The organism is Pseudonocardia sp. DSM 110487 (assembly GCF_019468565.1).
In the GTDB taxonomy this organism is placed as follows: Bacteria; Actinomycetota; Actinomycetes; order Mycobacteriales; family Pseudonocardiaceae; genus Pseudonocardia.
Genome location: NZ_CP080521.1, coordinates 3,025,778 through 3,044,132, shown reverse-complemented (window position 1 = coordinate 3,044,132; position 18,355 = coordinate 3,025,778). Strand labels below are relative to the sequence as shown.

The window sequence follows — 18,355 nt, the reverse complement described above, 5'->3', positions numbered from 1 at the left end:
GGAGCGTAATCACATGTAGGCCGTCGACCCGTCCGGACGTCGTGGCACGCGCCGCTCCCAGTGGACGTAGTCGTCGCGCGCGAGGGCCGACTCGTCGATCTCCAACCCCCATCCGGGCCGGTCGGGGCGCAGCTGCAGGTATCCGTCCTGCGGCAGGTACGGGTCCACGCACCAGCTGGTGTCGTCGGGCTTGAGCTCCAGGATGTCGAAGTTGGTGGTGGCCGCCGCGAAGTGCAGGTTCGCGGCCGTGGCCAGTGGGCCCATCGGGTTGTGCGGGGCGACGCCGACGTAGTGCGCCTCGGCCAGCACGGCGATCTTGCGCATCTGGGTGAGCCCGCCGACGACGCAGATGTCGGGCTGCACGATGTCCGCGCCCTGCGCCGTGAGCAGCGCGAGGAACTCGTTCGGGGTGTAGAGCGATTCGCCCGTCGCGAGCGGCACCCGCATCTCGCCGCGGATCCGCGCCCACGCCGGCACGTGCTCGGGACGGATCGGCTCCTCGAGGAAGAGCGGCTCGTTCGGCGCGAGCGCCGCGGCGAGCTGCACCGCCTGCCCCGGCTCCCAGATGCAGGCGTGGGCGTCGAAGGCGAACTCCCAGGCGTCCGGCAGCCGCTCCCGGACGGCGCCGAAGTACTCACCGATGTCCCGGCAGACCTTGCCCCAGCGGGTGCCGTGGATGTCCCCGCGGTACGGGCTCAGCTTGAAGGCGGTGAACCCGTACCGCTCGTTCAGCTCGGCGGTCCACTCGGCCAGCCGCGGCAGGTCCGGCGCCGAGTACAGCCCTGCGTAGACCCGCACCCGGTCGCGCACCGCCCCACCGAGCAACTGGTAGACCGGCAGGCCGGCCGCCTTGCCCGCGATGTCCCACAGCGCGTGGTCGATCGCCGCGATCGCGGCGAGCCCCAGCGCGCCGGGCGGGAAGCGCGAGGACTGCAGCAGGTACTGGTTGACGTAGCTGACCCGCCGGGCGTCCACCCCCTCGATCTGCGCGAACAGGTACTCCAGCAGCGGGACGAGCGCGCGGTCAGGGCCGTGGTTGTACGCCTCGGCCCAGCCGCTGATCCCGTCGTCAGTGGTGATCTTGACGAGCAGCCGCGGCCGGTCGCCGACCCGCTGCATGAACGTCTCGAGGCGGGCGATCTTCACGACGGCCATCCCGCGATCGCGGCGGCCACCTCCGCCGCGGCCTCCGGCCCGAGCACGTGGCCGGGCGGCCGGACGTCGCGCCGGCACAGCCCGCGCTGGTGCAGCGCCTCCTTCACGACGGCCACGTTGTCGGCCGCGCCGCCCCTGGCCCGCAGCTCCTCGAACCGCCGCACCCGCAGCCACGCCTCTTCCACGCCGTCCCCCGCTCGCAGCGCGGCGAGCAGGTCGAGCGCGACCCGCGGCGCGACGTTCGCCAGGCCGGAGGTGAACCCCCGCGCGCCCGCCTGCCAGTACGCAGGCGCGTACGGCTCGGCGAGCCCGGCGATCCAGAGCAGCCGGTCGCCGCCCGCGTCGGCGCGGACGGCGGCGAACAGCACCGGGTCGTCCACCGAGTACTTCAGCCCGATCACGTTCGGCGCGCGGTCGGCGAGCTCCGCGATGTGCCCGCCGCTGATCGCACGGCTCTTCAGGTACGGCAGCACGCCGAGCTCGGGGACGGCCGAGGCGACGGCGACGTTGTAGTCCACCCAGCCGGCCGGGGAGACGTACGGGTGCACCGGCTGGTGGATCATGATCGCGTGTGCGCCCGCGTCGCGCGCCGCCCGCGCCTCCGCCTCGGCGGTGTGCACGTCGAGGCCGACCCCGGCCACCACGACCGCGCGCTCGGCGGCAGCAGCCGTGCAGGTCTCGAGCACGATCTGCCGCTCCCGCGGGGTCAGCGTGTAGAACTCGCCGGTGTTGCCGTTCGGCGTGACGGCGGTGACGCCGCCGTCGAGCAGCCGCGTGACGAGCTTCGTGTAACAGCTCGCGTCGACGCTGCCGTCCTCGGCGAACGGCGTGACCGGGATGACGACCGCGGTGGCAAGGCGCTCCACCAGGCTCATTTGCGCTCCTCGAACGTGCGGACTGGCTTGATGCGGACGCAGAATCCGTAGATCAGGGCGCTGATGATGCAGCTGGCACCTGCGAAGACCAGCGGCCCGAGGTAGGAGCCGCCGCTGACCGTCAGGAACAGGCCGATAGCGATGGGGCTGATGATGTTGCCCAGCTGCGAGCCGAAGTTCTGGAATCCCGCGATCGAGCCCACCACGTCCGGCGACGGGGCCACCTCCGCGGGCAGGCTGAGGATCGCCGCACCCGCGAACGAATGCGCGGCGCTGCTCACGGTCAGCAGGATCATGACGACGAGGTTGCTCTCCACGAACGGCGTGAACGCGATGCACGCGCTGATCCCGAGGCCCGTGATGATCGGCACCTTCCGCGCGATGTTCGTGGAGATCCCCGATGCGAGCATCCGGTCGGAGACGATTCCACCCAGAACGGTCGAGCCGATTCCGATGACCGCCGGAATCGCACCCACCATTCCGAAATCGGCCTCTGAGAATCCACGCTCGTCGAGCAGGTAGCTCGGGTACCAGGTGAGGAAGAAGGCGCCCGCGAGCGAGCGGAACACGTAGCCGGACAGCAACGCCCACACCTGGCCGTTGCGCAGGAGGGGGAGCCAGCTGCGGGCATCGTGCGCCGTCTCGTCGCCGATCATCTCCGCCTGGTCGGAGCGGATGTGCGCGAGCTCGGCCGCGCTGACGCGGGGGTGCTGCTCCGGCGCGCGGTAGATCCGCAGCCAGCCGAGGATCCACAGCAGGCCGACGGCCCCGATCACGATGAAGACGGCGCGCCAGCCCACCGAGACGGCGAGCACCGTGACCACCGGCACCGAGAGCGCGAGGCCGATCTGCTGCCCCATGTCGAACAGGCTGGAGGCGAACGCCCGCTCACTGCGCGGGAACCACTTGGAGACGACCTTGATGTTCGCCGGCTGCACCGGTGCCTCGCCGATGCCGAGGCCGATCCGGAACACGATCAGGCTGGCCACGCCGCCCGCGAACGCGGTGAGCGCCGTCCAGATCGACCACCAGCCGACGGCGACCGGGTAGATGACTCGCGGGCCGAACCGGTCGAGCAGCCAGCCGGATGGCACCTGGAAGACCGCGTAGCTCCAGAAGAACGACGAGAGCACCACACCCTGCACGGCCGGGCTGATCTCGAATTCGCGGTTGATGAACGGCAGGGCCACGCTCAATGCGGCCCGGTCGAGATATGCGATCGTCAATCCGAGCGCGGAAAAGGCGACGATCGTCCATCTGAAGTGGCTGCGCTGCCGCGCGGCAGATGAATCGTGAATTGTCTTGGCCGTGCTAGGGTAGGGCATCGTTGCTCCTCGTGAGTGACGGTTGGGGAGTGTGGCCTGGACGCTTGGCGGTGGCTGGGCCACACTCCTTTTGTGCTTTCCCGGTCAGGGAAGTCGTTGCAGGAAACCCGCCACGTGCTCCGCGGTGAGCCTGCGGGCGGTGTCGGCGTCGCCCGTCGCCGCGGCGGCGAGGATCGCCTCGTGTTCGTCGGCCTCCGTCTCCCATGTGGCGCTCTTGGCCCATGACGCCGCCGACACGAGCGCAGTGCGGTCGCGCAGCCCGTCGAGGGTCACCACGAGCAGCGCGTTGCCGCACCCGGCGTAGAGCAGCCGGTGGAACTCGCGGTTGGCGATGCTCCGCTCGGCGTTGCCCGCGGCGGTGCGTGCCTTCCGGAGCCACTCCGCGGCGCCGGAGACATCCGTGCCTGCGGCCACGCTCCGCCGCACGGCCTCCGGCTCCAGGAGCAGCCGCAGGTCGTAGATCGCGACGGCGTCGGCGCGCGTCAGCTCCCGGACCGCGGCGCCCCGGTACGGGACCATCACCACGAGCCCGGTGCCCTCGAGCGTCTTGAGCGCCTCGCGAACCGGCGTCTTGGACACCCCCAGCTGCGCGGCGAGCTCCTGTTCGACGAGCGCGCTCCCGGGCGCGAGCTCCCCGCTCAGGATCGCGTTTCGGATGATCTCGAGCACCCGCGCGGTGCGCGAGGGCATGAGCCCGGCGTCGGTCAGCGGCACGGCTGCCTCTCATATCTCATATACGATGTCCGACCGTAGGTCGCCGCTGATCTTCCGTCAAGGGGTTCGCTCACGCAGCCCGAATCAACGGACGCGACCCGTCGACCGGTCGAGCGAGCGACGACGGGGCGCGTCGGCCGGGGCCGTCAGGTCTTGACGCCCGGCCCCTGGGTCGGCACCACCGGGAGCGCCTGGGTCGGTGCGGCCTCGGCCGCGGACGACTCCGCGGATGACGCGGGAGGCTGGGACTGCTCTGGTGCGGTGATCTCCCCGAGGTCGAGCTCGAGCCGGAACGGCTCCTCGATGAGCAGCGTCTCCTCGCCCCCCGCGCGGGCGTACTCGTGATAGCGGCCACCGATGATCATGTCCGCGACCGCGAACGGGCTGTCGTGGTCGATCAGCAGCGAGTACGGGATGCGACTGCGGGCATACAGCTGCAGCTTGAAGCTCCGGTCGGCGGCGCCGTGGTCGGAGCCGACCACCTCGATCACCATCAGAGCGGCGGCCGCGTCGAGTACAGCCGTCTCGACGGCCGTGGTCTCGGAAACGGTCTCGAGAACCGCCGTGTCCGGGTCCGTGTCCTCGGCCGAGGGCTCCTCCTCCGCGGCCTCGTCGACGCCGTCGCCGTCGGCCTCCTCGGCGTCGTCGGCCTCCTCGGCGTCGTCGTCGGATGCCGGTGCCGCCGTGACGATCAGGTCCGGCACGAGCACGCAGTCCATGCCGAGGCGCAGCGGCTGCGGGCCGCGCACGACCAGCCCGTCCGGGAGCGCGGCGGCCAGCACCGCCCGTATGCGCTCGATCGCCCGTGCCCGCCGCGGGCCCGCACCGGGGCCGATGAGCAGCGTGCCGTCGACGACCTCGACGCGACCGTCGTGCCTCAGGGCGAGGTAGGCGGCCTCGGTCCAGGGGCCCTCATGGCCGAAGAGGGAGTGATCCACTGCGGCCTCCTCTCGCTCGTTCCCGGCCGTCGCAGGTCACATGGTGACACGTGACGCGCGGGAAGCTCAGGACGACTGAGCGTGACCGCCGACCGGCACGACAAGGGGGGTGCCTGCCACCGGGTCGGGGATCACGCGGGCGGCGAGTCCGAACACCTCGGCCAGCATGGACTCGGTGACGACCTCGGAGGGCTTGCCGGCGGCGACGATCCTGCCGTCCCGCATGGCGACGAGCCGGTCGGCGTAGCGGGCGGCGAGGTTCAGGTCGTGCAGCACCATGACGACGGTGCGGCCGGCCTCCTGGTGCAGCCGCCGGACCAGCTCCAACACGTCGACCTGGTGGGCGAGGTCGAGGAACGTGGTGGGCTCGTCGAGCAGGAGCAGGTCGGTGCCCTGGGCGAGCGCCATCGAGATCCACGCCCGCTGCCGCTGGCCGCCGGACAGCTCGTCGACGGGGCGCTCGGCGAGGTCGGCGATGCCGGTCCACTCGAGGGCCTGTGCCACGGCCTCCTCGTCGTCGGCCGACCACTGCCGGTACCACGCCTGGTGGGGGTGCCGGCCGCGCGCCACGAGGTCGGCCACGGTGAGGCCCTCCGGGGCGGTGGGTGCCTGCGGCAGCAACCCGAGGATCTTGGCGACTTCGCGGGTGGGCATCTTGTCGATGCGCCTGCCGTCGAGCAGGACGTGCCCCGCGGTCGGTTTGAGCAGTCGGCCGAGCGCCCGAAGGAGGGTGGACTTGCCGCATCCGTTGGGCCCGATCACGGCCGTGATGGTGCCGGCGACGACGTCGAGGTCCAGCCCGTCCACCACGGTGCGCTCGCCGTAGGCCAGCCGGACGTGCTCGGCCCGCAGCCGGACGGCGGGGTCGGTGGTGGCGGCGGCACCGTCCGGAGCGGCGTCGGTCTTGGTGAGCGGGGTCATGCACGAGCCTCCCGGCCGTAACGGGCGAGCAGGTAGAGCAGGTAGGGCGCGCCGAGCACGGCGGTGACGATGCCGACCGGCAGCTCGGTGGCGCCGAACGCGGTGCGGGCGACGACGTCGGAGATCACGGTGAGCGCCGCGCCGACGACGAGCGACATCCCGATGGGCGGGCGCGCTCCCCCGACGAGGCGCTGCGCGATCTGCGGGGCCACGAGGGCGACGAACGCGATCGGCCCTGCGCTCGCCGTGGCGACCGACGCCAGCCCGACGGCGACGAGGAGCAGCAGGGACCGCGCCTTGTTGACGGGGACGCCGAGTGCGCGGGCGGTGTCGTCGCCGTACTGCAGTGCGCCGAGAACGTGCGCCAGCAGGAACGCCGCCGGCAGCAGCACAGCGAGGGCGACCGACACGGGCAGGACGTGCTCCCAGCCGCGCGCGTTGAGGCTGCCGTTGAGCCACACGTAGGCCCGGGCCGCCTCGAACACCTCCGCCACGACGAGCAGCCAGTGCACGATGGCCAGCAGCATCGCCTGCAGCCCGATGCCGACGAGCACGAGCCGGAATCCCTGCACGCCGCGCCGCCAGGCCAGCCCGTAGATCAGGGTGGCGGTGACCAGACCTCCGATGAGGGCGGCCATCGGGAGACCCGCGGAAGCGAGGAACCCGCCGACCGCGCCGAACCCTCCCCCGAGCACGATGACGAAGACCGCGGCGGCGCTGGCGCCCGCGGTGAGGCCGATCATGTCGGGGCTGGCCAGTGGGTTGCGCGCGATCGACTGGGTGATCGCGCCCGCCACGGCGAGCGCGCCGCCGACGAGCGCGCCGGTGAGCGAGCGGGGCAACCGCAGCTCCAGGACGATGAACTGCTGCCCGGAGTCGCCGCCGCCCATCAGCACCGCGAGCACCTCGGGGATGCTGATCGGGTACTCGCCGCGACCGATGTTGGCCGCCATGCCGAGCACGAGCACGGCGATGCCGATCGCGAGCACGATCACGTACCGCGGCCGCCATACGAGCGACACACCCCGCGTGCGCAGCGCGGGACGTCCGGCCACGCGCTGCTTCTCCAGTACCGCCATCAGATCGCCACCATCTTGCGGCGCCGGACGAGCCAGACGAAGAACGGGCCGCCGATCAGCGCCAGCACGATCCCGACCTGCAACTCGCCGGGGCGCACGACCACGCGGCCGACCACGTCGGCGGCGAGCATCAGGGTGGAACCCGCGAGCGCGGAGGCGGGCAGCAGCCACCGGTAGTCCGGGCCGGTGAACGACCGGACGATGTGCGGGACGACGAGCCCGACGAACGCGATCGGCCCGCACGCCGCCGTGGCCGACCCGGCGAGCAGGGTGATCGCGACGACGCCCATCGTGCGGGTGCGGCGCACCGAGTGCCCCAGCGAGCGGGCCACGTCGTCACCGAGCGAGAGCGCGTTGAGGGCCGGGGCGCTCGCCAGCCCGATCAGGGCTCCCGCGAGCAGGAACCACTGCACCTGCCCGGCGATCTCGACCTCGCGCCCGGCGAGCGAGCCGACGGCCCAGAAGCGGTAGGCGTCGAGGGTCTGGACGTCGATGAGGACGACGGCCGACGTGAGCGCGGCGAGCAGCGCCGATACGGCCGCGCCCGCGAGCGCCAGCGTGACGGGGGTGGGCCCGCCGCGGCCGACCGACCCGAGCACGAAGACAGCGACGCTCGCGACGAGCGCCCCTGCGAAGGCGAACCAGACGTAGCCGTAGAGGTTGGTGACGCCGAACGCGTAGATCCCGATGACGACGAAGAAGGCCGCCCCGTTGTTCACGCCCAACAGCCCCGGGTCGGCGAGCGGGTTGCGGGTGTGGCCCTGGATCAGCGCGCCCGCGAGGCCGAGCGCGCCGCCCGCGAGCACGCCGAGCAGCGTGCGGGGCATCCGCAGGGAGCGCACGACGATGTCGTCCTCGGTGCCCGTCGGCGTGAAGAGGGCGTGCCACACACCGTCGAGGGGGATGGCTTTCGCGCCCACGGCGATGCTCGCGAGGCAGGCGGCCACCAGGAAGGCCGCGAGCAGGGCGAGCCCGGCGAGCCGGCGCCTGCGCAGGCCGCCGACCGCGGGGGCGGGAGCGGCAGGCGTCGTCAACACGGACACACCATAGGTGAGGCTGACCTTCACTCCATAGTGGCCATGCATGCCCGGCCGGGTGGCATGTGCCACCCGGCCTCGGCATTCCGTGCTGATCAGCCGTGCGCGCCTGCGCGTGCCTGCCGCGGGAGCGCGAACCCGATCACGAACCCGATCGCGATCAGCCCGGCCGCGACAAGTGCCGTCACGCTGCCGGCGTCGACTGCCGACTGGGCGGTGGGCTCAGCGCCGATGATGCCGAAGAACACCGTGCCGAGGATCGCGATGCCCAGCGTGACGCCCAGCTGCTCGATCGCGCTGAGCGCGCCCGTCGCGGAACCGACCTCGTGGTCCTCCACTCCGCCGAGCACGATGTCGAACAGCGGAACGAAGATCATCCCCATGCCGGTACCACCGACGAGCAGCGGCAGCGCCATCGCGGCGAACCCGAGCTCGACGCCCACCACCTGGTAGACCGCGGCCAGCCCGAGCACGCCCACCCCCATCAGCGCTAGACCGACGTGCAGCAGCGTGCGCCCGAGCTTGGCCATCAGCACCCCGGAGACACCGGAGCCGACCAGCGCGCCGAACGCCCACGGCGCCATCATCAGGCTGGCGCCGATCGCCGAGTAGCCCAGACCGATCTGCAGCATCATGCCGATGGTGAACATCGCACCCATGGCCGCGAAGAAGATCGTCGCGAACCCGACGCCCGCCACGTAGGAGCGCTTCCCGGCAAGGCTGGGCTCGACGAGCGGGGAGCGGCCGGTGCGGGCGAGCAGCGACTGGCCGCGGACGAAGATCATGAACACCGGCACCGACGCGACCAGCGAGACGATCGTCCACGCAGGCCAGTGCAGCTCGTGGCCCTGGACCAGCGGGAGGATCAGCAGCACGGTGCCTGCGGCCGAGAGCGCGACACTGATCCAGTCCAGCCGGGTGCCCGCGGCGGTGGGGGCGACCTTCGGCAGGTGCGCCCATGCGAGCACGGCGGTGAGGACACCGAGCGGCAGGTTGATCAGGAAGATCATCCGCCAGCCGGTGCCGAACAGGTTCGCGTCGACCAGGAAGCCGCCGACGATCGGGCCGAGCACCGCGCCGATGCCCATCACCGGACCGAACGCCGCGAGGGGCTTGGCCATCTCGGCGGGCGGGAACGCGTCCCGGATCAGGCCGAAGCCCTGCGGGAGCATCAGTGCGGCGAACGCGCCCTGCACGACCCGCCCGCCCGCGAGGACCTCCGGCGACCACGCGAAGGCGCAGAGCATCGACACGGCGGTGAAGCCGACGGTGCCGATCAGGAGCATCCTCCGGCGGCCGACCATGTCGCCGAGCCGGCCGCCGACCATCAGCAGCACCGCGAGCGCGAGCGTGTAGCCGGCGGTCGTCCACTGCAGCGTGGCGTTGGTGCCGCCCAGCTCGTCGCGGATGACCGGGGCCGCGACCGACACGACGGTCGAGTCGAGCAGGTTCATCAGGGCCGCGCCCAGCACGGCGGAGAAGCCGAGCCACGACGAGCGCGTCGAGCGGGCGGCGGGGGAAGCAACCGGGAGCGGCCGGTCGAGCGTCGCGGTCATCGGACTCCTCGCGGAACGGAATGAACTGTTCCCTTTCAAGGTAGCGGAACGGAACGTTCCGGTCAAGTGGTAGTCTCGGCTCATGCCAGCCGCACCCATGAGCGGCCGCCGCGCGCAGGCGGCCCGCAACGACGAGCTGATCATGAACGCCGCGCGCGAGGTGTTCGTGGCCGATCCGACGGCGCCGATCGCCGCCGTCGCCGAGCGGGCCGGGGTCGGGATCAGCGCGCTCTACCGGCGCTTCGGCAGCAAGGAGGACATGCTGCGGCGGCTGTGCGCCGACGGGCTCGCGACCTACATCCGGATCGCCGAGACCGCGCTGGCCGGCACGGATCCGCCATGGGACACGTTCGTGACGTTCGCGCGCGCGGTGGTGGCCGCCGACACGCACGCGATGACGATCTCCCTCGCCGGCACGTTCACCCCGACCCCGGAGCTGATGGAACTGGCCCGGCGCTGCGACGAACAGGTGCGCACGGTGATCGATAAGGCGCACGCGGCAGGCGTCCTGCGAACCGACGTGACGCACACCGACTTCGGCCTGCTCTTCGAGCAGCTGTCCACGGTGCGCCGGGGCTCGCCGGCGCGGACGGCGGAGCTGCGAGAGCGCTACCTGGCGCTCCTGCTCGACTCCCTGCGCACTCCGCCCCAGCACGCACCCCTGCCCGGCCCGCCGCCCCGGCCCGGGGAGTTCGCCGACCGCTGGGAGAAGGGCTCCTGACCAGGAACAACCCTCTTCACCAGCGAGACGCGCGAGCCGCCTCCTACACCGAGGCGCGTGCTGACTGTCCGGCACGCTCGGAGATCCGGCCCCAGAACCGGAGGTTGGTGCAGGTCAGGCGCTGAAGATTGCCTCGGGGCGGTCGCGCTTTTCGTGCAGATCCCAGTACAGGGGGGCGATCTGCTCGGGCGTGGCCGTCGGGAAGCCCTCCGGGGCGCCGTCGCGCGCGACGGCACCCCCGCCGATCCAGACGCTGACCGCCACGTGGCCGGCGTACACGCCGCTGCCGGCCAGCTCCTTGTTCAGGTTGATCACCCAGTTGCGCAGTGCCGCTTGGGCCGCGTTGACGTTGCCCAGCATCGGTACCGGGTCCACGGAGCCCCCGCCGGTGGTGAACAACAGGGTCCCGGCACCGGCCTCCCGCATGGCGGGCAGTACCGCCTGGGCCACCGTGACGGCACCGTAGAAGCTGTACTCGATCTGCAGCTGCAGGTTGTCCACCGTGACCTCCGAGGGAGCGGCCAAGGTGAAGCCCGGCACCGGGGAGTGCGGGGCCGGCGAGTACTCCAGTACGTCGATGCCGTCGAAGCGGGCCTTGGCCGCGTCCAGGGCATCCGTCAGTGAGGCGCGGTCGAGGATGTCGGCGGGGAACGCGGCGGCCTTGATGCCTTCCTGGCCGAGCTGGTCGACCAGTGTCTCCAGCTTCTCCTTGGTGCGGGCGATCAGAGCGACGTCGAAGCCACGGCTGCCGAAGGTGCGGGCGATGGCCAGGCCCATGCCGGGGCCGGCGCCGACGATGGCGAGAGTGGGCACAGTCAGATCTCTTCCGTGTCGTGACCGCCGGGACATGCGGAGATGCCCGGCAGGCGGGTTGATCAGGCGTGTGGATCAGGCGTGGGCGGCGTAGCCGGCTCCAATTCCTACTGTTTGTGCGTAGCGCCATGATGGACCAGTATGGAAGCCCGTACAAAAGGCACATCGATGTCCGTGCCGGAGGGGGATGTGCGCCATGGACACCCCAGACCGACCCGATACCGCCGCAGGCCGAGGGCCGTGTGCCGCCATCCCCGCTGAGCAGATGGGCTTCGTCCGGCAGATACTGGACCGGATCGGCGACAAATGGAGCATGCTGGTGATCGCCGTGCTGGAGGCCGGCCCCCTGCGCTACACCGACCTGCAGCGCGAAGTCCCCGGAATCTCCCAGCGGATGCTCACCCTCACCGTGCGCCAGCTCCAGCAGGACGGCCTGGTGACCCGGACCGCCTACGCGGAGGTGCCGCCGCGTGTGGAGTACGCCCTCACCCCCATGGGCCGCAGCCTCCACCAGATCGTCACGTCCCTGATCACATGGGTCGCGGACCACCACAGCCAAATCCGCGAACACCGGACGCGCACCGCCACGGCACCCTGATGTCCAAATGGGTCGGTTCGATGGCGACGCAACAGCGGCTCGAGGGCTTCTTCGCCTCGGCCGCCTTCGCCAGCGTTCCGGATCGGGGCGCCGCCTGGGCGTCGTGCAGTAGGTCGGAGCTCTTCAGCGCGCTCCAAGAGGAGATGATGGCGCGGTGCACGCGCTGCTATCCGCCGATCACGCCCTTGACGACGAGCAGCTCGCGGTCCGCTACGCCTACCCGGAGAACCTTGGCGCGCCGTTCGTGCGTGTCGGCCTGGTGGCGAGCGCCGACGGTGCGGTATCGGTCGAGGGCCGCTCCGAGGGTCTCGGCTCACCCGCCGACCGGCGGGTGTTCCTGCTGCTACGCCGGCTCGCGGACGTGATACTGGTCGGCGCGGGATCGGTCCGCGCCGAGGACTACCGGGGAGCCCGCAGGCCCACCCTCGGCCGGGACACACCTCCCCCGATAGCGGTCGTCACCGGATCGGCCCAGCTCGATCCGGCCGGCAGGCTGTTCACCGACACCCGGGTGCCACCGATCATCCTCACCCTCCCCGAGGCGCCACCCGAACGCCGGGAGCGGCTCGCCGCCGCGGGCGCCGACGTGGTCGTGCTCGAGCGGCTCACCCCCGACGTGGTGCTCGCCGAGCTCGCGCGCCGCGGTCTGCACCGCGTGCTCTGCGAGGGAGGGCCCAACCTGTTCGGCCGGCTCGTGGCGGCGGACGCCGTCGACGAGCTGTGCCTCTCGGTCGCGCCGCTGCTCGTCGGCGGCCCAGCCGGCCGCATCGCGTCCGGGCCCGCTGGCGAGCACCTGCGCCGCATGGAGCTCGCCGACGTCCTGCACGAGAACGACACCCTGCTGCTGCGGTACCGCCGCATCCGTGGCGATACCCCGATCGAGTGACGACTTCCGGGTGGGCCGGCCCGCAAATCCGCGCGTCGCGGGCCAACACTCTGCCGATACGCGCGGGCGAACCGCCGATGGAGAAGAATCAACCGCATGAGCGAGAGCACCGCGACTCCCACGACGACGACACCCACCACCACCGTCTCGTCGCCGGCCCGGCTCGCCGACGACACCTCGCAGGGCAAGACCACGATCGCCGCCTCGGTCGTGCAGAAGATCGCCGGCATCGCCGCGCGAGAGATCTCCGGCGTGCACTCGATGGGCGGCGGGATGTCCCGGGCCTTCGGCGCGATCCGGGAGCGGATCCCGGGCGGGGGCGTCGGCGCGGCGAACATCTCGGGTGTCCAGGTCGAGGTCGGCGAGAAGCAGGCCGCGATCGATCTCGACATCATCGTCGAGTACGGCGCGTCGATCGTCGAGCTGGCGCGGGCCGTGCGCCGCAACGTGATCACGGCGGTCGAGCGCATGACCGGCCTCGAGGTGATCGAGGTCAACATCGCGGTCAACGACATCCACCTGCCGCTGGCCGTCGAAGAGGACGCGCCGCCGCCCGTGCAGTCCGCGCGGGTCGAGTGACCGCTCCCGATCGGATGACGACCGTCGTGCCGAGCCCACCCGACCCGGTCGCGCTGGCCGAACGGGTGGCCGCCGCCGTCGCAGCACACCCCGCCGTCGCGGGCATGCACGGCGGCATCTACGGCTCGGTGACCACCTACCTGCCAGGGCGCAGGCTCATCGGCGTCCGCATCGGCGAGGGCGACGAGCCCGTCGAGGTGGCCGTCGTGCTGCGCGCCGACCGGCCGATCCCGGAGGCGGTGCGGTCGCTGCGCAGGGAGGTCTCGCGGCTCTGCGGCGGGGCGGCCGTCGACATCACCGTCGCCGACATCGCCCTACCCGGCGACATCGCCCTACCCGGCGACATCGCCCTACCCGACGACAGAGCGCTGCCGGGTGAGGTGCCGTGAACGAGGAGGAGCGGGCCGCCTACCGGGCCTTCGTGCGCGAGAACCACCCGGACCGCGGTGGCGATCCCGAGGTGTTCGTCGCCGGGTTGGCGCGGTTCCAGGAGGCGGAGCCCGCTGCAGACGATCCCCGCTTCGACGCTCCCGTCGAGGTGGTGCGGACGATGCCGTTCCCGGTGCGCGTCGGCGTCGCGCTGATCCGCACCTGGCACCGCAGGCGCAACCAGAGAGTTCTTTAAGTGTCCCGGAGGAGAACCGGATGAATGCCACTCAGACCGGCCTGCTGGCAGGCCTCGCCCTCGGGCTCGCGGCGGCGTTCGGGGGCTTCAGCGCATTCCTGATCGTGCTGGTCCTCGGCGCGATCGGGCTGATCGTCGGCCGCGCACTCGACGGCCGGCTCGACCTCAACGCGCTGCTCGGACGGGGCCGCGACCGGTGACCCAGCTCCCGGCCGTCGAGGAGCGTGGCCGGCTCGAGATCCATCCCGCCGTGCTGCGCAAGATCGTCGAGCACGCCGCCGACCAGGTGCCCGGCACGCTGCGCCACGAGCGGCGCCTCGCCGGCATCGACATCGGCATCGGCGAGGCCGGGGCGAGCGCTCGCATCACCACCGGGCCCGGCGATCCGCCCACCGTCGACATCCGGCTCGAGCTCACGCTCCAGTACCCCGCCCCGGTGCGCACCGTCGTCGCGGCCGTGCGGGCCAAGGTGGGCGAGGAGCTCGCGCGCGTCGCGGGGCACCGCGTGCGCGCCATGACCGTGACGATCGCAGGCCTGCGTTCGGCGCGTCCCGCGGCAGCCCGGCTGCACTGACCGGCCGCACTGACCGGCTGCACTGGGCTGCATGTGAGCTAGGAGGAATGTCGTGCGCGTGCTGCTGCGGGTGCTCGCCCCGCTGCTCGGCCTCGCCGTCGCGCTGGTCGGGGTGCTCGTGCTCCTCGAGGTGGTCGCGGCCTGGGTGCGGCCCGACGAGGGCGACGGGCTCGTCGTGCCGTGGCCGGACTGGTACGCCACGCTCGGGCGGACCGCGTGGTCCGACAGCCCGGTGCCGGCCATCGCGATCGGCACCGCCGTCCTCGGGCTGCTGCTCGTGCTCGTCGGGCTGCTGGCCCGGCGCCCCGACATCGCGGTCGACGGGCCGGCCCCCGAGATCACCGTCACCACATCGCCCCGCGTGCTCGCGCGCCTCGTCGGCCGCCGCGTGCGCGCCGCGGACGACGTCGCCGCCGCGTCCGTCACGGCATCGCGACGCAGGGTGTCGGTGGCCGCGGAAGCCTGGAACGACGCCGGTCCCGAACTCGCCGACAGCGTGCGCGCCCGCGTGGAAGCGCTGCTCGACGAGGTGCCGCTGCACCACCGACCGCGGGTCACCGTGACCGTGCAGGACCGGAAGGGGCCCCGGTGACCGTCGATCTGAACAAGTCCACCGCCGCCGGCTCGGCCGCGCTACGCCGCAGGGCGACGGCGGCGATCGCACGCTCCACCGCGGGCGAGCGCACGCTCGCCGTGGTGACCGGGTTCGTCCTGCTCGCCGCGGGCACCCTCGTCACGCTCCTGTCATACGGGGTCTTCGGCACCGGCCGCGCCGGCAGGCCGCTGCTGGACCCGATGATCGTCGAGGCGCTGCGCACCCAACCGCTCATCGGCCGGTTCGCCGCGATCGTCGGCGGCCTGCTGCTCGCCGTGCTCGGGCTCGTCTGGGCAGCACACGCCCTGCGACCGGAGCGGCGGCCGGACCTCGTGCTCGACGGCGGCACACTCGAAGGCGGCACACTCGAAGGCGGGGACACCTCGATCGTCGTGAGCGCCCACGCCGCCGCAGAGGCCGTCGCCGCGCAGGCCGCGGACCTGCCAGGGGTCGGCAGGGCACGGGCCCGGCTCGTCGGCACCGAGGCCGCGCCCGCCGTACGCGTCACGCTCTGGCTCGCCGACGACGCCGACGTCCGCGACGTGCTCGCCCGCCTCGATTCCGAGGTGCTCACCACGGCCCGCCGCTCCCTCGGTCTCACCGACCTGCCCGCGGCGGTGCGGCTGGAGCTCGATCACCTCCAGCCGGGACCGCGTGTCGCCTAGGAGGGTCCTGAACGACTCAGGCCGTAGCGAGCGGCGTCCAGGTGGTGTTCTCGCAGGGCTCGACGAAGTTGGCGCAGCTCAGCAAGGGTTTCAGCGGCGTGCCGCAGCGGCGGCAGTGACCGCCGCGATCGCGTCGGCCACGCCGTCCCGGCCAGCACCGGATCATCATCGTCGCGGCTGGGGTCAGGCGAGAGCGAGTGTGGTGCAGAGCGCGGCGAGAGCGATTGTCTGGAGGCCGAAGCGGATGGGGATGATGCGATCCCACCGTTGCTGGAGGGCTCGCACGTTGGCCGGTGTCTCGCCGGCCAGGGCGGCGGCGATGAGTTCGCGATTGATGGGCGCACTGACTCGGAAGAACAGCCCGATCCAGACAACGAAGGCGGTCACGGCGATGCCGCCGGCGACCGCGGCTGTTGTGCGTCCGTCCAGGGCTGCTGTCGCCGTCGTCAAGATGGTGGCTGCGAGGCCGATCAGGAATGGGGCGGGCAGGCGGCGGTCGCCGTAGCGGTGGATATAGCCCATCGTGGTGGTCAGGGTGTGGTCGTCGAGGTGGGAGAGGGCCGCCCGCAGCACGAGGCCGGCGAAGAGATCGGCGCCATAGATGCACGCGCTGGCGAGTACGGCGATGCCTGCGAGGACCTGGCTTGCGGTGGTCACTGGTGGACCTTCCTTGCTGCGGGCTTCGTTGGGAGGTTCGTGGTTGGGTGCCGGTGAGAGCCGGGTGAGGGCCCGTGGTGGTCGCCCGTTTGTGGACCGCCGCTCAGGATGACGACGTAGTGCCGGGTTGGTGCCGTTGAGCGTGCAGATCTTGGATGGTGCCGGGCGAGTCGTGCCGACCGTGTCGTCGGCGCCGCCACCGTGACGATCTTCGGGTCAGGCTATCCCGCGACGGTGCGCGGCTGGCTTCGGCGCTCCTAGGGTTCACCTCCCTCACACCGGGTGTGCGGCACGCTGTTCTCGCATCCAGCACGACCGGGAGGGGCAAGTGGCACGACCACCGCGTCATGCGGTCGGGGCGGCGGCTCTCCCCCGTCTCGTGGCGCTCCTCTGCCTCGTCGCCGCGCTCGCCGCCTGCACGGTCGGCCCCTCACAACGTCCGCCGGTGGCCGTGCGCGGCGAGAACGTCCCGGCGGCGCCCGGCGTGCCCGGGCCAACCGCCGATCCGGTCCTCCCGGAACCTGAGCCGCAGCGGGCGAGCATCCCGTTCTTCGAATGCACCGAGGACACCCTCGTCACCCTCGTGGAGCCGGTGCCCGCCGACCGGCACCTCCAGGTGGACTGCGGGGACCTCACCGTGCCCGCCGATCCCGACCAGCCGTCGCTCGGCGCGGTGACCCTCGGGGTGATCCGCGTCGGTGAGGCCGGAGCACCCGCCGACCGGCCGCCGCTGCTCGTGCTCGGCGACAGCACCCGCGAGCCGTCCACCCGCCACGCCGCCATCCTCGCCGGGCAGGTCGACCCGGCCCTGCTGCAGCGCTACACGCTCGTGGGCCTCGACCGGCGCGGCGCGGGCGAGGACATCCTGCACTGCGCGCCCGACATCGCCCGCTCGGCCCTCGTGGACGCCGATACCGAATCCGCAGGCGAGGCCGACCTCGCCCTGCTGCTCGAACGGGCGCGCGCGGTCGTGCAGGAGTGCAACCTCACCCTCGACGGCGGCCTGGGCAGCTACCGGACGGCCGCGAGCGCCTCCGACGTCGAATTGCTGCGCGCCGCACTCGGCGTGGAGCGGCTGTCCGCGGTGGGCGTGGGCGACGGCGCGGCCGCGCTCGCCATGTGGGCCAGGTCGGCGCCGCGTTCCGTCGGGCGGCTGGTGCTCGACGGACCGCCGCACCCCACGCAGGACGAGCCCGACCTCACCGACAGCCGCGCGGCGGCCGCCGAAGCCGCCCTCGGGGCGTTCGGGGTGGCCTGCTCCGCGCGCCCGGACTGCCCGCTCGGACCGGATCCGCGCGCCACGGTGGCGGCGCTCCTCGGGCGGCTCGAACGCCAGCCGCTGGTCACTACCGACGGCAGCCGGCTCACCGCGGGCGCCACCGTCACCGCGCTGCTGTCCGGGCTCGGCGAACCGCGGCGGTGGCCGGGGCTGACGGCGGCACTGGCCGCGGCGAACGCGGGCGACCCGGTGCCGATGCTGACGATCCTCGCGCCGATCACGGGTCCGCGGGGCCTGTACGACGGGATGCTCGCCACCACCTGCAACGACACCCAGCGGCGCCTCGCTCCCGGTGAGGTCGAGGAAGTCGCGCAGCGGTGGACCGCCGCGTATCCGACGTTCGGCGCGACGTTCGCGCTGCGGCTGCTGGCGTGCGCGCCGTGGCCCACCGGGCGGGAGGGCCCGCTCACCGGGCAGGCCGAGGCCGCGCCGCCGATACTCGTGATCGGCACGGCCGCCGACCCGCGCGGCGCGCTCGACGGCTCCCGGCGCACGGCCGACTCCCTCGCCACCGCACGGTTCATCAGCTGGCAGGGCGCGGGCACCGGGGCCTACCCGCGCACCCCGTGCATCTCCGGCGTCGTGGACTCGATGCTGCTCGACGGCGTGATGCCCGATTCCGGCACCCTCTGCCCGCCCTGACACCAGTATCCGGTGGTCGAGTAGGGCCGGCGCCCCAGCGCCGGCCCGCCCTGGCGGGCCGCCGCTACTCGACCGCCGGGAGCCGGGGCGCCCGGCCCGAGGACAGTCCGCGCGGTGCCTG

Annotated in this window: 22 protein-coding genes; 11 read left to right on the top strand and 11 right to left on the bottom strand. The window is 72.5% G+C overall.

The features are described 5' to 3' along the window. Positions 1-9 precede the first annotated feature (9 nt). The 9 genes from K1T35_RS14040 to K1T35_RS14000 form a co-directional block, all read right to left on the bottom strand. Positions 10-1,155 carry a mandelate racemase/muconate lactonizing enzyme family protein gene (locus K1T35_RS14040; RefSeq protein ID WP_304940854.1) on the bottom strand — a complete coding sequence of 382 codons (1,146 nt, stop codon included), beginning with the start codon at positions 1,153-1,155 and terminating at the stop codon, positions 10-12. Beyond that, positions 1,143-2,030, bottom strand: coding sequence for a dihydrodipicolinate synthase family protein (locus K1T35_RS14035; protein ID WP_220260605.1), 888 nt, complete (start codon positions 2,028-2,030; stop codon positions 1,143-1,145). Before K1T35_RS14035 ends, K1T35_RS14040 begins: the two co-directional genes overlap by 13 nt. Continuing rightward, complete coding sequence (locus K1T35_RS14030; RefSeq protein WP_220260604.1) at positions 2,027-3,418, bottom strand: MFS transporter; 1,392 nt, start codon at positions 3,416-3,418, stop codon at positions 2,027-2,029. The genes K1T35_RS14035 and K1T35_RS14030 overlap by 4 nt, the downstream gene beginning before the upstream one ends. A gap of 21 nt (positions 3,419-3,439) precedes the next feature. Continuing rightward, positions 3,440-4,063, bottom strand: coding sequence for a GntR family transcriptional regulator (locus K1T35_RS14025; protein ID WP_370645505.1), 624 nt, complete (start codon positions 4,061-4,063; stop codon positions 3,440-3,442). Positions 4,064-4,215: 152 nt separating this feature from the next. Next, complete coding sequence (locus tag K1T35_RS14020; protein ID WP_220260603.1) at positions 4,216-5,007, bottom strand: Uma2 family endonuclease; 792 nt, start codon at positions 5,005-5,007, stop codon at positions 4,216-4,218. Positions 5,008-5,073: 66 nt separating this feature from the next. Then, positions 5,074-5,928 carry an ABC transporter ATP-binding protein gene (locus tag K1T35_RS14015; protein ID WP_220260602.1) on the bottom strand — a complete coding sequence of 285 codons (855 nt, stop codon included), beginning with the start codon at positions 5,926-5,928 and terminating at the stop codon, positions 5,074-5,076. After that, positions 5,925-7,007 carry an iron chelate uptake ABC transporter family permease subunit gene (locus K1T35_RS14010; RefSeq protein ID WP_220260601.1) on the bottom strand — a complete coding sequence of 361 codons (1,083 nt, stop codon included), beginning with the start codon at positions 7,005-7,007 and terminating at the stop codon, positions 5,925-5,927. The genes K1T35_RS14015 and K1T35_RS14010 overlap by 4 nt, the downstream gene beginning before the upstream one ends. Continuing rightward, complete coding sequence (locus K1T35_RS14005; RefSeq protein ID WP_370645503.1) at positions 7,007-8,041, bottom strand: FecCD family ABC transporter permease; 1,035 nt, start codon at positions 8,039-8,041, stop codon at positions 7,007-7,009. The genes K1T35_RS14010 and K1T35_RS14005 overlap by 1 nt, the downstream gene beginning before the upstream one ends. Before the next feature lie 98 nt (positions 8,042-8,139). Further along, entirely contained in the window at positions 8,140-9,600 is a 1,461-nt protein-coding gene (locus K1T35_RS14000; RefSeq protein WP_220260599.1) for an MFS transporter, read from the bottom strand. A gap of 82 nt (positions 9,601-9,682) precedes the next feature. Here K1T35_RS14000 and K1T35_RS13995 point away from each other — a divergent pair, with 82 nt between their 5' ends. After that, entirely contained in the window at positions 9,683-10,321 is a 639-nt protein-coding gene (locus tag K1T35_RS13995; RefSeq protein WP_220260598.1) for a TetR/AcrR family transcriptional regulator, read from the top strand. A gap of 114 nt (positions 10,322-10,435) precedes the next feature. Here the strand turns inward: K1T35_RS13995 and K1T35_RS13990 are convergent, their stop codons facing one another. Beyond that, positions 10,436-11,134, bottom strand: coding sequence for an SDR family oxidoreductase (locus K1T35_RS13990; protein ID WP_220260597.1), 699 nt, complete (start codon positions 11,132-11,134; stop codon positions 10,436-10,438). 187 nt (positions 11,135-11,321) lie between these two features. Between K1T35_RS13990 and K1T35_RS13985 the strand changes: the two genes are divergently transcribed. The 9 genes from K1T35_RS13985 to K1T35_RS13945 all read left to right on the top strand — a co-directional run bounded on the left by K1T35_RS13985 (position 11,322) and on the right by K1T35_RS13945 (position 15,656). Beyond that, complete coding sequence (locus tag K1T35_RS13985; protein ID WP_220260596.1) at positions 11,322-11,732, top strand: helix-turn-helix domain-containing protein; 411 nt, start codon at positions 11,322-11,324, stop codon at positions 11,730-11,732. A 154-nt stretch (positions 11,733-11,886) separates the two neighbouring features. After that, positions 11,887-12,618, top strand: a complete 732-nt coding sequence (locus K1T35_RS13980; protein WP_220260595.1) for a pyrimidine reductase family protein — start codon at positions 11,887-11,889, stop codon at positions 12,616-12,618. A 96-nt stretch (positions 12,619-12,714) separates the two neighbouring features. Beyond that, a complete protein-coding gene (locus K1T35_RS13975) occupies positions 12,715-13,197 on the top strand; it encodes an Asp23/Gls24 family envelope stress response protein (protein WP_220260594.1) in 483 nt (160 codons plus the stop codon). A 14-nt stretch (positions 13,198-13,211) separates the two neighbouring features. Further along, complete coding sequence (locus K1T35_RS13970; RefSeq protein ID WP_220260593.1) at positions 13,212-13,586, top strand: hypothetical protein; 375 nt, start codon at positions 13,212-13,214, stop codon at positions 13,584-13,586. After that, entirely contained in the window at positions 13,583-13,822 is a 240-nt protein-coding gene (locus K1T35_RS13965; protein ID WP_220260592.1) for a hypothetical protein, read from the top strand. Before K1T35_RS13970 ends, K1T35_RS13965 begins: the two co-directional genes overlap by 4 nt. A 20-nt stretch (positions 13,823-13,842) precedes the next feature. Continuing rightward, a complete protein-coding gene (locus K1T35_RS13960; protein ID WP_220260591.1) occupies positions 13,843-14,022 on the top strand; it encodes a hypothetical protein in 180 nt (59 codons plus the stop codon). Next, on the top strand, positions 14,019-14,396 hold the full coding sequence (locus tag K1T35_RS13955) for an Asp23/Gls24 family envelope stress response protein (RefSeq protein WP_220260590.1): 378 nt from the start codon (positions 14,019-14,021) through the stop codon (positions 14,394-14,396). The genes K1T35_RS13960 and K1T35_RS13955 overlap by 4 nt, the downstream gene beginning before the upstream one ends. Positions 14,397-14,448: 52 nt before the next feature. Further along, positions 14,449-14,988 (top strand): DUF6286 domain-containing protein, encoded by a 540-nt coding sequence (locus K1T35_RS13950; RefSeq protein WP_220260589.1) that lies wholly within the window; start codon positions 14,449-14,451, stop codon positions 14,986-14,988. Next, a complete protein-coding gene (locus tag K1T35_RS13945) occupies positions 14,985-15,656 on the top strand; it encodes an alkaline shock response membrane anchor protein AmaP (RefSeq protein WP_255621874.1) in 672 nt (223 codons plus the stop codon). Before K1T35_RS13950 ends, K1T35_RS13945 begins: the two co-directional genes overlap by 4 nt. A gap of 183 nt (positions 15,657-15,839) precedes the next feature. Here the strand turns inward: K1T35_RS13945 and K1T35_RS13940 are convergent, their stop codons facing one another. After that, complete coding sequence (locus K1T35_RS13940; RefSeq protein WP_220260588.1) at positions 15,840-16,313, bottom strand: DUF1772 domain-containing protein; 474 nt, start codon at positions 16,311-16,313, stop codon at positions 15,840-15,842. Between the two features lie 328 nt (positions 16,314-16,641). Here K1T35_RS13940 and K1T35_RS13935 point away from each other — a divergent pair, with 328 nt between their 5' ends. Further along, positions 16,642-18,234 (top strand): alpha/beta fold hydrolase, encoded by a 1,593-nt coding sequence (locus K1T35_RS13935; protein WP_220260587.1) that lies wholly within the window; start codon positions 16,642-16,644, stop codon positions 18,232-18,234. The last annotated feature ends 121 nt before the right edge of the window (positions 18,235-18,355 follow it).